The sequence below is a fragment of the Ancylomarina sp. 16SWW S1-10-2 genome (genome assembly GCF_009669305.1).
Taxonomy (GTDB): domain Bacteria; phylum Bacteroidota; class Bacteroidia; order Bacteroidales; family Marinifilaceae; genus Ancylomarina.
Window position 1 is genome coordinate 1 of the sequence record NZ_SADB01000013.1, and the last position, 13,366, is coordinate 13,366.

The 13,366-nt window shown below is 33.8% G+C and carries 10 protein-coding genes; 3 read left to right on the forward strand and 7 right to left on the reverse strand.

Features of this window, described 5'->3' with window-relative positions; translation table 11 throughout:
• Nucleotides 1-860: 860 nt before the first annotated feature.
• Nucleotides 861-3,419: a M1 family aminopeptidase gene (locus EMN46_RS20240; protein WP_154201063.1), complete on the forward strand. Its 2,559-nt coding sequence runs from the start codon at nucleotides 861-863 to the stop codon at nucleotides 3,417-3,419.
• 223 nt (nucleotides 3,420-3,642) lie between these two features.
• Entirely contained in the window at nucleotides 3,643-4,191 is a 549-nt protein-coding gene (locus tag EMN46_RS12045; RefSeq protein WP_154201064.1) for a sulfur transferase domain-containing protein, read from the forward strand.
• 289 nt (nucleotides 4,192-4,480) lie between these two features.
• Here EMN46_RS12045 and EMN46_RS12050 read toward each other — a convergent pair whose 3' ends face one another.
• From EMN46_RS12050 to EMN46_RS12070, 5 genes are all read right to left on the reverse strand, one after another.
• Entirely contained in the window at nucleotides 4,481-5,017 is a 537-nt protein-coding gene (locus tag EMN46_RS12050) for a GNAT family N-acetyltransferase (protein ID WP_154201065.1), read from the reverse strand.
• An 82-nt stretch (nucleotides 5,018-5,099) separates the two neighbouring features.
• Complete coding sequence (locus EMN46_RS12055; RefSeq protein ID WP_154201066.1) at nucleotides 5,100-5,741, reverse strand: RloB family protein; 642 nt, start codon at nucleotides 5,739-5,741, stop codon at nucleotides 5,100-5,102.
• Nucleotides 5,734-7,128 (reverse strand): ATP/GTP-binding protein, encoded by a 1,395-nt coding sequence (locus tag EMN46_RS12060; RefSeq protein ID WP_229130351.1) that lies wholly within the window; start codon nucleotides 7,126-7,128, stop codon nucleotides 5,734-5,736. The genes EMN46_RS12055 and EMN46_RS12060 overlap by 8 nt, the downstream gene beginning before the upstream one ends.
• A 163-nt stretch (nucleotides 7,129-7,291) precedes the next feature.
• A complete protein-coding gene (locus EMN46_RS12065) occupies nucleotides 7,292-7,777 on the reverse strand; it encodes a DUF1456 family protein (RefSeq protein WP_154201067.1) in 486 nt (161 codons plus the stop codon).
• A gap of 245 nt (nucleotides 7,778-8,022) precedes the next feature.
• Nucleotides 8,023-9,060 carry a serine hydrolase gene (locus EMN46_RS12070; protein ID WP_154201068.1) on the reverse strand — a complete coding sequence of 346 codons (1,038 nt, stop codon included), beginning with the start codon at nucleotides 9,058-9,060 and terminating at the stop codon, nucleotides 8,023-8,025.
• A gap of 364 nt (nucleotides 9,061-9,424) precedes the next feature.
• On the opposite strand from EMN46_RS12070, the gene EMN46_RS12075 reads away from it, so the two are divergent.
• Complete coding sequence (locus tag EMN46_RS12075; RefSeq protein WP_154201069.1) at nucleotides 9,425-9,817, forward strand: hypothetical protein; 393 nt, start codon at nucleotides 9,425-9,427, stop codon at nucleotides 9,815-9,817.
• A gap of 26 nt (nucleotides 9,818-9,843) precedes the next feature.
• Here EMN46_RS12075 and EMN46_RS12080 read toward each other — a convergent pair whose 3' ends face one another.
• Nucleotides 9,844-11,334: a serine hydrolase domain-containing protein gene (locus EMN46_RS12080; RefSeq protein WP_154201070.1), complete on the reverse strand. Its 1,491-nt coding sequence runs from the start codon at nucleotides 11,332-11,334 to the stop codon at nucleotides 9,844-9,846.
• Between the two features lie 96 nt (nucleotides 11,335-11,430).
• The gene (locus EMN46_RS12085) at nucleotides 11,431-13,293 is read right to left on the reverse strand and encodes a PAS domain-containing sensor histidine kinase (RefSeq protein ID WP_154201071.1); all 1,863 of its coding nucleotides are present in this window, start codon (nucleotides 13,291-13,293) and stop codon (nucleotides 11,431-11,433) included.
• Nucleotides 13,294-13,366 lie beyond the last annotated feature (73 nt).

The following is a 13,366-nucleotide window of genomic DNA, read 5'->3' on the forward strand; positions in this document are numbered from 1 at the left end:
ATCCAATCAAGACCGCGAAGAAAACTAGAAAAATTTTTATCCAAATGATTTCTTAATCTTCTTTAACTTGTATTCACTCGGCTTAACTAAACAATCAGCTATGTTTGTAGTGTAGAAACAATAAAACATTTTTTTCATAAAGTAGAGTTGAGCTAACTCCAAAAAGCTCAGTATTTTTTCATAGGTTAGATTTAGGTTAGTTATAAAACTCAGGTGGGGACCTGAGTTTTTTCTTTTTTACAGCAAGTCTGTCGCCAATCAAGACCACTCACAAAACCAGCAAAATTCTTATTCGAATGAATTCTTAATCTTCTTTAACTTGTATTCACTCGGCTTAACGAAACAATCAGCTATGTTTGTAGTGTAGAAACAAAAAACTATTTTTTCATAGATAGAGCTGAACTACTCCAAAAAGTTCAGTGTTTTTCATAGGTTAGATTTAGGTTAGTTAGAAAACTCAGGTGGGGACCTGAGTTTTTTCTTTTTTACACCAACTAGATCTCCAAGCAAGACCAATCGCTAAACCAGCAAAATTCTTATTTAAATGATTTATTAATATTCTTTAACATGTATTCACTCGGCTTAACTAAACAATCAGCTATGTTTGTAGTGTAGAAATAAACTACTTTTTTATAAAGTAGTATTGAGCAAACTCCAAAAAGCTCAGTAATTTTTTCATAGATTAGATTTAGGTTAGTTATAAAAACTCAGGTGGGGATCTGAGTTTTTTCTTTTTTACAACAAGTCTATCTTATCTCAAACAGCTATCACAAATTTATTTCGTAAAAATTAATTCTGATTAGCCTTTATAAAGAATCACACACTTATATTTGTAAGAATAACAAACAAAATATAACGACGTGAAGAAATTACACTACTTATCGGTACTCATATGTTTTTTTGTAATTGCATGTACTAGCACAAAACAGCCACTACCTGTTGAGCCTGGTGTAGCCAAAACACTAGCTGATTACAGGAAAGCAAACATTTCCAATCTTGAATACCAATTACAGTTTGATATTCCTGAGGAACGCAAAGAAACTATTCCAGCTAAAAACAAAATCACTTTCACTCTAAAATCGGCAGATCAAGATCTACAAATTGACTTCCGTGAAGAGGCTAGTTTAATAAAATCCGTAATCAGTAACGGAAATGAATCTGCATACCTTTTTGAATCAGAACATCTCATTATCCCTAAATCGGAATTAAAAGTTGGACTTAATACGATCGAGATTGATTTCGTAGCCGGAAATACATCATTAAACAGAAATGACGAATTTCTTTATACCCTTTTTGTACCAGATAGAGCAAGAACAGCTTTCCCCTGTTTCGATCAGCCAAACCTAAAGGCTAAATTTCAATTGGAATTAATCGTTCCAAAAACGTGGAAAGCTATGGGGAATGGTAAGATTGAATCTGTTAAGGAAGAAGCAAACAAAAGCCGCTATAGCTTTCTTACAACAAAAGAATTACCAACCTACCTATTCTCATTTGTTGCTGGAAAATTCGAAACCGTCACTCGCGAACGCAATGGACACAAACACACCATGTATCATCGCGAGACAGATCCTGAAAAGTTAGCAAACAATACAGATGCCATATTTAAACTCCTATTTCAGTCGCTAGATTGGCTAGAAGAATATACCGACGTTCCCTACCCTTTTGCAAAATATGATTTCATTGTAATCCCATCTTTCCAATACGGAGGCATGGAACATACCGGAGCAACCTTATATAACGCTTCTAAGATGTTTTTAGATAAGGATGCAACAAAGAGTAGCCTACTCAGTAGAGCGAACCTTATAGCACACGAAACGTCGCACATGTGGTTTGGTGACTTGGTAACTATGAAATGGTTCGATCAAGTTTGGTTAAAAGAGGTGTTTGCTAATTTTTTAGCTGATAAAATCACCAACCCTAGCTTTCCGGAGATGAACCACAAGCTAAAATTTGAGATGGCTCATTTTCCAAGTTCATACAGCATAGATCGTACAAGTGGAGCTAATCCTATTAATCAGGTTCTTCCAAACTTGAAAGATGCAGGAACGGTTTACGGCAGCATCATTTATCACAAGTCGCCTATTGTGATGGATATGTTGGAGAAAATAATTGGAAAGGACGCACTTAAGGAAGGACTTCAGACCTATTTAAAAACCTATGCTTACGGCAATGCAAGTTGGGAAGATCTTATTGCTATTCTTGATGAAAAAACGCCTGTTAATTTAAGAGAGTGGAGCAAGGTTTGGGTTGATAAGGCTGGACGTGCACAAGTTAAGGTTGATATCCTATCGGAAAATAATGAGATTACAGAATTAAAACTCACACAAACCGATGTGAACGGTGTTGATGGCGCATGGAATCAAGATTTAAACTTAATTCTTGGTTACGCTGACACAACAATTAGCTTACCTGTAAAGTTTGATCAGGCGCAAATAATCGTTCCAGAGGCAAAAGGCAAAAAGGTTCCTGATTTCATTATCCCAAATGGAAGTGGAAATGCTTATGGATTCTTTAAAATGGATGAGAAGACAAAACAATTCTTGCTAACACATATCGATCAAGTTAAAGACGATTTACAAAGAGGCATTGCATGGATTAACCTTTATGAGAATCTTCGTGAAGGCGAGATTGAAGGCAAAGACTTTGTATTGGCTGTAGAACAACAAATATCTAAGGAAAAGAACACCTTAATTTTAGCTCGTATGCTTTCGTATATGAAATCGGCTTATTGGTTGAATATTAGTGCTGCGGACAGAAAAAAATTAGGTTCTCATCTTGAAGAAACGCTTTGGATTCAATTGAATCGAGAAAAAGATATGGGCCACAAATCTAGCTTGTTCACTACTTTGAGTAGTATGACAGAAAGTAAAGAACGCTTGGAGCAATTGTACCAGGTTTGGAAGGATGAGATTGCCATAGGTGGTTTTACGCTATCGGAAACAAAAGCGACAGCCTTGGCTTGCAATTTAGCTATTAAAATGCCTGAGAAAGCGAATGAGATTGTTGAGACTCAAATAGAACGAATCAAAAACCCAGACAGCAAGAAAAAGATGCAATTTGTAGCTCCTGCCCTTTCTCCTGATCCACAAATTCGTAACGCATTCTTCGCAAGTTTACTTAAGGCTGAAAACAGAGAAACCGAGCGTTGGGTGCTAGATGCATTGCGATATTTACATCACCCACTACGCGAAAAAGAAGCATTGACCTATTTGCCACAGAATTTAGAGTTACTTAAGGAGATACAAGTTACTCGCGATATCTTTTTTCCATTCGGCTGGTTAAGTTCAAGTTATAGCGGACACCAATCGAAAGAGGCGGGTGATATCACTCGCAAGTTCTTAGAGGAAAGACCTGACTATCCTGAGAATTTAAAATTGAAGATTCTACAGACAGCAGATTTAGTGCTGAGAAAAAAATAAGATTTAAACTCAAAAAAGGAAAGGCGTTCCAACTGATTGGAACGCCTTTTCTATATCTGCTAAATTCAACTCATAAATTTTTAGAATTTACTTTCTAGATGAAACAATTAAGCTCGAAGAGCGATCAGATGTCTAAAATAACAAGTTTACTTGCCTACTATTAATTATTTAACGATGTTTGTCTCCGTTCAAAAAACAAACCTATTTCACACATACAAAAAAGATGAAAACATCAATACTCTCACTTTTACTAATTCTTTTTTTAGCATTCAGCTCTCAGGCCAAAAACAAAACTGTAAAAACAGATTCTGTTGAAATAATCAAAGATTTTAAAGGAGCCTTTAAATATCAAAACTATTACATAAGTACACAACCTAGTTTGGAGGCCTTAGGTTGGTATAAATCGCAAGGTGCCAGCGCAATTATAAACCTTCGCACAAAAAAAGAGAATAAGGATTTTGCTAGTCAAACCTTTAACGAGAAAAAGATGGCTAAAAAGTTAGGCTTTGATTACAATAACCTACCAATAGCTGGCTCTAAAGATTATACGCCAAAGAATTTAGAGGCATTCGCTAAATTAATAGAAGGAGATAAAAAGATATTGATACACTGTAGCAGTGCAGGTAGAGCAACTGCACTTTTTATGGCTTACCTAGTTAAATACAAAGGGTATTCGGTAAACCAGGCAACCCATATCGGTCGTAAGCTTAAATTCTCTTTACCCTTAGAAAAATTGCTTGACACTAAAATCAGCATGGAGATTCAGAATTAGTATCAGATAGATTTTGGTATCGGATCGCTGTGCATTGTTTATCCTGAGAATTTGAAATAGAAGATTCTCCAAACTTCAGGTTTAGGACTGAGAAAATAGTAAGATTTAAACTCAAAATAAAATGGCGTTTCAACTGATTGGAACGCCATTTTTATATTCTATTAATTATAATTCTATTTCAAGAATTCATATATTCTCAAGGAAAACATTTTCACTTACCTAAAAATAACAGACTGGGCATCTATCATTTAAAACAAGCCTCATAATACCAATACATTACTGAAATAGCTCATGAATTCGTCAAAATACTATAACACATTTCCCTATAACTGGCTTTAAAAAAGGACAACTGTTGTGCTGTTAGCGCGTTGGGATAGGTCATAAGTAACATCTCGACCTCAGCTCCATTTTTACGCATGGGCAGCTGTTTGTAGTCGTGCTGATTGAGTTTAAAACCCAATCGTTGGTAAAATCCGATTCGACGCTTGCTGATAGCATTATTAGGCAGTTCTACCTCCAAGATTATTTGATCGGCACTCTCGGTAGCAAACTGCTCTACAATGCTTTTACCGTAACCTTTGCCCCTACATTCCATTCGTGTTGCTAAGTGTTCGATATAACGTAAGCCCTTAAATTGCCACCACAATATAAAACCCACAAAAACACCATCGATGCTTACTATATCGAAATGATAATTGACATTTTGCATTGCTTGCTGCTGCAAATCAAGATCTCTGCGCTCATCCATCGGGAATGCTTGTTCGTACAAATGCCAGGCTTGTAAAAAGCTTTTGCTATTTGTTTGGCTTAGTCTTGTGATTTTCATTTTGAGTGGATGAATTGCTTTGGTAGATCAGGGGAAGAATAAAGGCTAAGTTATAAGCTCAGCCTTTTGTATATTCTATAAGTTACAATTCTATCTCTAGAATTTCAAACAAGCGATAAATTTCAGCTTTTGCCTGCTGAGGATTTTCAGAATCGTATTGCCCTAAAGCTTTTGCTCTTTGATATGCCGTATTTAAGTTTGGTTTCAATCGAGCATATATTCCGCCTCCCGAAATATAATATTTTCTACTCTTGTTGTATCCTAAAATTGGTATTGCATTCAACTCTCTCTCCAATTCAGAATAAATACTATAAAATCGACCTGAATTTTTAATATGCAGCAAATACCAATATTCCAAACAAGGAACATTTACTAATACATTCACATTTTCAATTTCAGATAATTCTCGATAACATTCATTAAATACAATCAAAGGTGATTTCCTTCCTCCTTTAAACTCTCTTTCTTCTTTTAAGATGGTGTCAAAGTCAACCATCCATATAGCTTGATCGTAATGTTTCGATTCTTCTTTTATCGTTTCAAACTGCTGAGCAATTGTCTTCTTCTTATTTAAATCAGGTTTTATTGTTATAGATTTTAATCTTTCAATATTCTTCAACTGATCGAGATACAGTTTTTCAGTTTCTCCATCAACAAGAACATAAATAGTCTTATTTCCCTGTCCTCTTCTCTTCCTTTGACCTCTTCGATTATCTCTATTCATAATCAAGATCTAAATAATAATCACTCAAATTAGGAGTTGCACCCAATTTACCAGCCTTGTAGGCATTATACGCCGAGCTACCTTTACGAATTACCGAAGAATCAAAATCATCTAACGAAAACAAATCGGTACTACCATCGTCTTTCTTTTCAGTAAACCAAATGGCATCATTTCTGAAAATATCTTTTTCCATCAATAATTCACGAAGATGTGTCGTAGCTATTAATTGCGATTTTTTAGAATTAACTAAAAAACTTAAAAGAAAATGTTTTAATAAATCTGGATGTAAGGAAGATTCAAATTCATCAATTGGAAATATTATTTCATTATGAATCAACATATCTAACAAACCACCAAATTCATAATAACGCTGAGTTCCTGCAGATTCATCATCAAATGAAAGATGATACTTACCAGTACCATTAACGACATGTTCAAATAACAATTCCTTTGTTGTTATTTTTTTTTCTGATTTTAGTTTTTTTAGTTCAAACTCAGAGATCTTTAATTTTTTTGATACAAGATCTACAAATTCAGATGTTACCTCTTGCTCATTCACATCGACTACAATATCAGAAATATTAAAGTCAGCTTTCTTCAAAACCTCAAGTACAGTTCGCTTATCAATTGCATTTGAATCTAATTTATCAGAAACATAATCAAACAAGTTCGATTTAGGATGAACTATTGGTTTCAATTTGCTTCGAAACCAATTAATCACATTCTGTAATTCAGTAGATTCTATATTGGTTTTTAAAAAGCCGCCTAAAACCGTATTGTTCCACAAGGTATTTGCTTCAAGTGTAGATTTATGACTTTTATCAATTTCTATTTTACGTCCAAACTCAATCTTAGATAACTGATTTTCTTTATTAGTTGTTCTAGTAAATACAATTGCCTTGTTAGGATTAAAATTCCTCAACTCTTCTTTAACGATAAAATCGTTATTAAATTCAAGTTCATACAAATATTTAATTCCTTTCTGATAAAACTCGATCTTCATAATAGTATTTTGAGTAGGTGTTTTATCATCAAAAAGAAAAGGAGCAAAACTAATTGGCTCTGTTTTTTTATCTACAGGTTCCATTATTAAATCCCTCAAAAAATCGAGAGCTTTTAATAAATTCGTTTTTCCAGAAGCATTAGCACCATAAATCAAACCTAATTTCAATAAACGTATGCCTTCCTTAGGTTTAATAATATAATAATCTTCCAAATCATCTGACTTGGCTGCTTCGAATGACAATGTTACTTTGTCCTTTATAGAACGAAAGTTTTGTACTGAAAAATTAACTAACATGATACTTTTCCTTTCATTTTCGTAATCGAACTGCAAATTAAAGGATAAAAACATTAAAAACAACACAATTACTTGCTTTTTAGACAAAATCCAGTTATTGCTTTTAGAAAAGCTCTTTTGCTTGGAGATTACCACGTCGTTCCTCCTCGTAATGACAGTTACCATAAAAAATACAAAAGCCAATCTCCGAAGAAAATGGCTTTTGTGTTTTTAAAAATATGTAATGTTGTGTGAGTAATTTTCAACAACCTTACTGGCGTATGTCATAATTGCTTAGGTTAGGCTTGTATTTCTTTTGCAATGCGTTAAGAAAATATCTTAGGTATTGATCTAAGAAATCTCGGTAAGATTTATGATCTGGATTACGGAAGAAAGCACTCAACTCATGTTTACTTATTTTTTTATCTATTGCGGCTAACATATCTAGAATGTCATCAGATTTTAAATCCAATGCAATTTTCAGCTTCTTCAAAATCATATTATTGGTCAATGGATCTTCAGGCTCTGGTAAAGGACCTTCCCTTTTCCCGCGTTTTTCAATAATTATTCCATTAAGGAAATTAGAGAGTTCTTTATCTGTGATTTCTATTATTGAAGGATCATCCTCTCTTTTTAACCAGTCACACAAAACCGCTCTACTGACATCCTGATTGACTAATTTAAAAACCGCAATCATTTTGGTATCATTAAGATCGAACAGGTAACGAACACGTCGTAATATATCATTATTGGTCATATCGTCTTTTATTTGTTTTTCACGTCTTTATATAACTTTCACTTTCCTAATTTATCACCTTAGATTATTGTGCCAAAGCTAGAAAATGAACTCTTATTAGATTGAGAGCCCGAAACTACAAAACAATTAGGGTCTAACAAAAGAAACAATACGAAATAACAGAAGTCAAGCATGAAGCTTGGCTTATTTGTTCTTTAGATTGAATACCTCGTGCAAAGAGTTTCTTAATACTCTGTATAATAACATCATGAGCGTCTTTTTCTTCTTATAATTTTTACGATACGACTATAAATGATTTCGGCTAAATTCCAATTATAGCCATCAAAGTTAGTTGTATTATTAAATTGAATAACAACCGTATCAATGTCTTTATGATATTCGGCAATACTTTGATATCCAACAACCAATCCGGTATGCTTGTAGACATAAATAGAGGAATAAATCTCCTGTTCCCCTTCATTAAACACTGAACCATCGTTTAATGCTCTTAAGAATATGCCCACATCCTCTGCTGTAGCAATCATTCCCGCTTCCTCGGTCTTAAAATCTTCGTCGAAACCAACGTAATAGCCACCCATTACATCGTCTATATTCACCTCACTAAGCGAAGCAAAAGTATGTTTCAATCCGAGTGGCATCAGAATTCTCTCCTTAATAAATTGATCATGGCTATAACCCAAGACCTTATCAATAAGCCTAGAAAGCAATAAATAGTTCGTGTTAGAATAGCCATAATCTTCTCCTGGTTCAAAGCTTGCCGGCATATCAATAGCTAATTCAAGATTTCCGTCATCACTTTTCGGGCGAATGTTCCAATATTCAGGATGGTCTATATAGTTGGGAATACCACTTCGATGTTGCACCATCATTCTAAGTGTAATTTTTTCTGCATTTTCAATCTTTCCAACAAGTTCAGGAAAGTAATCAGCTAGCGTTTTATCTAACGACAATTGTTTATCATTAACTAATTTAGCGATAGCAACTGCAACATATAACTTGCCAATACTAGCTATTTTGAATAAGGCTTTGGGGTTAGCAGGTATTTTATTCTTTCGGTCGTGCCAACCTGCTGAATAAAAGGCTGGAGGCTTCCCCGCTTCGTCCACATACACTAGCATCCCATCAAAATCATAATCAATTGCTTCATTCACTTGCTCTTGAACCGTATTGGGTAGCGGTAAAATCCAAGCTTTCACCAGAATCCATGGTACAAAGTACAAAGAGCCTATGCTTGCAATAATAAATAAGATTCTGAATATTCCTTTTATTTGTTTCTTATTCATAATATCGATCTTGTCTTAAATAGTTGTAACAATTGGGCTTTCCGCCCAACCGAGCTTATTTGAGATCATGAGTTCCCGAAAATTCATTCACAAATAAAGAAATTATTTCATTATTTTTACTTCACTCGACATTGTTCAAGCAAGCTAGACAATGTGCTCACTTATCGTAAAAATTCAAATCTACTTTTTAAACGACAGCTTTAAGTTTTATCAAACTTCTATACAAGACTAAATTTCAGTTAAACTACTGAATTCCGCATTAAATATAGGTTTATTAGCTTTTGTTTGTGGCTTATTTTTCTGAGAATTGAATTATAGTATTACTTTTGCACAGACAAAATATTTTCTCATCAATCTTTAGATTATGCCATACCAAGATATGTTTATTCTTTTCTGGAAACAAGTAGAAGAAAGTGCAAAAGAAGGTCGCTTTGCAAAATTAACTATGGCAAAGACCATTGGTAAGCCTAACTTGAGAAATATATTTCTCAGACCTGTCTATTCTGAAGATGACTTTAAGGTTTTACTTAAATTAAGATACAGATCTAAAGAGACCAAAGATCAGGAAGACGAACTTACACTTGAAGAAGCTTTTGAAGTTTTGAAATCACATCTCCGAGTGTCTTTTTCATCTGTTTTGTTATTTAGTACAACAAAGGATGTTACTTTCAAAATTAATAAAAAGGGTGCCGGCAGCATTACTGAGTCCTTGCCTACATTCACTGAAGTTATACTGGCTGAGAAGGATGTAGAATAGCAGGAGCATCTACAGTGCAACATAATTTAGCCTTTCTGTATTAGTGTTTCAATTTTAGAAATGTAGTTTTTTGCATTTTCATTATTAGGATTCAATTCTAATGACTTTTTAAAATTAATAAGCGCATTTGTATAATCACTATTTACAAAATAGGCTTCACCTAAACTATCATATGCATTAGCATTTTTAGGGAACTCACTTACAAATAATTTAAATACCTGTATCGATTCTTTCGTTTTATTATCATTTAATAATTCATAGCCTATGCTGTTTAAATTATTTGAATTACAATAATATTTATTCCCTTCTTGCATTGAATCTTTATACCTTTTTATCGCTTTATCTGTGTTTGTAAGTAATTCTTCTTTAAGTAAAGACACCAAGTTAATTTTTGGATATTTGATAAGATCAGGTTCAATTTGATTGTATAGATTTACCCAATCATAAAATGCTTTTTCCGAGGTATTATTAGCTAATAGAATAAGACCATAGTTCGTATCAGGACATATTAAAATAATACTTTGAATACCATATGAGGTGCCACTTTTCAAATAATAGAATCCCTCTTCTTCTGCATTGCCTACTTCCCAAAGGTATCCTAACTTATCGTCATCATTATTTTCAAATAAGGTCTTGGTTGATTCTTTAATTAATGGGTTATTACTTTCTAATTGAAACTTCATAAACTTCACTAAGTCTGGTAAAGTCGAAAGCATACCGCCACCACCACCGAGTAAAGGACTTTTTGATTTGGGTGCTAAAATTCCCGTCTCATCAAAGCCATCCATAAGATTTTTGCTCTGTTGTTCTTGGCTATTCTCTAGATAGGTATCTTTCATATCTAATTCATCCAAAAACCTTGATAATATATTTTTGAATGAATCACGATAAACTTGTTCTAAAATATAGGCTACTAATTCTGGTCCTATAGAATTGTATTGATAAAAGGATCCTGGTTTTTTATCAAGTTCAATCGTTTTTAGTTCTTCTAGAAAATCTTTCATATTATAAGCTATGGATCTATTTTCATAATATCCACTAGCAATTTTATTCTCTATCTCTTCTAACTTTTGGGGTTTTCTATTTTTAAAACCTAGCGTATGGGTTAATAAATTTTTAATTGTAATTGGAGTACCTTCATATTCTAAATTTGAATAATCACCTTTTAAATAGTTTCTAATATCATCATCTATAGCAATTTTATTTTCGAGAACTGCCTTAGCAGCAAGGGAACCAACAAATACCTTTGTGATAGACGCTATTTCGTAAACTGTTTTGTCGTTAGGTAGTTTTCGAGAATCTTTATAAGCACTTCCATAGTAGTTCTGATAAACTTGCCCATCTTTATATATTGCAATTGCCAGCGAATTAATATTGCCTTTTTTTAAGCAATTATTGGCATAAAGATCAATTTGATTTGATAATTGCTTAAAAGATGCTTCTTGTGTTTTTGTAGAAGATTGACAACCCAAAAATAGAAGGCTGATGCAGATAAATATTCTATTTATTCCTTTCATTTTAGTTGGCTTTTATACTATGAACTAACGGATTAGCAGGTTACATGAGCGACTTCGCTTTTATTAGATACCCTCGAATTATTATTTTTGAGAATTCTAATCACTCCCAAGAGGTAATGATATAATAAACTCGCTCCCCTTATTTACTTCACTCTTTACGGAAATTGAACCACCATTTCTTTCGATAAATTCTTTGCAAAGGATAAGTCCCAATCCTGTCCCTTTCTCACAGTTGGTTCCATCGGTTGATATTCCCTTACCTATTTGAAATAGATTATCTATGGTTTTAGGAGACATCCCCACTCCAGTATCAGTAATATGAAGCTCAACACAATCTTTAGTAAGCTGTGAATCAATTGTAATACGCCCTCCTTCTGGTGTAAATTTGATAGCGTTACTCATTATATTTCTAATGAATGTTAAAGCTGTATTTTCATCAATTGAGATAATCAATTCATCCTGAACTTGATTAACTATACTAATATTTTTAGAATCGGCATTTAACAAATAAGTAGAAACACTTGCTTCTACTAAATTATACAGATTTAGTTTTTCTTTAGTTATTTTAATTTCATCAGTTTGAGTTCTAGCCCAAGTTAAAAGGTTATCGAGTAAATCATAGGCATAAATCGATGAGATATTCATTTTTCCAATAAACTCTTTTCTTTCCTCATCATCAAATGAATCATATTGTGTATTCAATAAATTTGAGAACCCAATTATGCTATTAAAAGGACTTCTAAGATCATGTGAAATAATTTTAAAGAACTTATCCTTAGTTGCATTAGCACTTTCTGCCGCAGCTTTAGATTTTATGAGTTCCTTCTCAATGTTTTTTTGTCCAGTTATATCAGAAGCAATAGAAGCTATTCCAAAAGGCTTTTTGTCCTCATCAATCAACAATGATAGAGTCATAAGAACAGGAATTTCCACACCATTCTTTTTCCTTTGTAAACCCTCAACATCACGAACCAATTTACCATCCATACAAAGTTTAATCAGCTCATCTATTTTTTTATGATTCTTTTCTGGAGCTAATAGCTTAATAGATTTACCAACTAATTCTTCTCGAGAAAACCCATATATATTCAGAGCCTCATCATTCATTTCCAGAATATTGCCATTCAAATCTTCTATAAGACTCGGATTTGTTCCATCCAAAAATACTTTGGAGAGTTTTCTTATTTCATTTTCAGCCAACTTTCGTTCGGCTATTTCCTCCTGAAGTCGAGCATTAAGCTGCTCTCTTTTTGATATTCCAACATTTAAGTCCTCATTAAGCGCTTGGTTACGAATGCCTATTTCAAATGCATGCTTACTGGCAGCATGCATCACATTAGCTGCCCGCAACAATATTGCAATAAAAAACAAACAAAGAAAGCCCAAGATATAAAAGAGACTACCACCTTCGAAGAAGAGCCGTAGTGACATAGGCAATGCCGTGAGAATTAAAAACGAAATATAGGATGGAGCCCATGTATAATAAGCCGCGACAGATGCAGCACTAATAGGTATAATAATTATGGGCCATATCATTTGATATACAGGGTGTGCTGCCGGCCATAAAAATGCAAATGGGATACCCCAAACTAAGCCTGAAACAAAAACACCTGTAACATGGAGCTTTGCCCAGCGATCAATATCCGATTTTAAAGAATCTCTTCTTTTAAACGCAAGAACAATCATCGCTCTTACTAAAGTCTGTATAGCTATTATTCCCGCCCACAAGCCAAGTTTCCACTGAGGAACAACCTGCATAAAAATGACACAGGCAGCAAGTGCCACAATTAAAGCCCCAACTAGACCAGTATAGGTTTGCTTATAAAGCAGTTCTATTTGGGCATCTCGTACTTTATGATCAATATTGGTGATTGTTTTTGTAGCACATTTGTCCATTACCTCAGTACTGCTCATAAAAATGTCTCCCGTGAATAAACGTCTTAACGAAGGTAATTCCATATTAACTCTCAATTATGTAATACGCTCTAAACTTTGTATCTGTTAAAATATAACAAGACAACCGAACATCCTA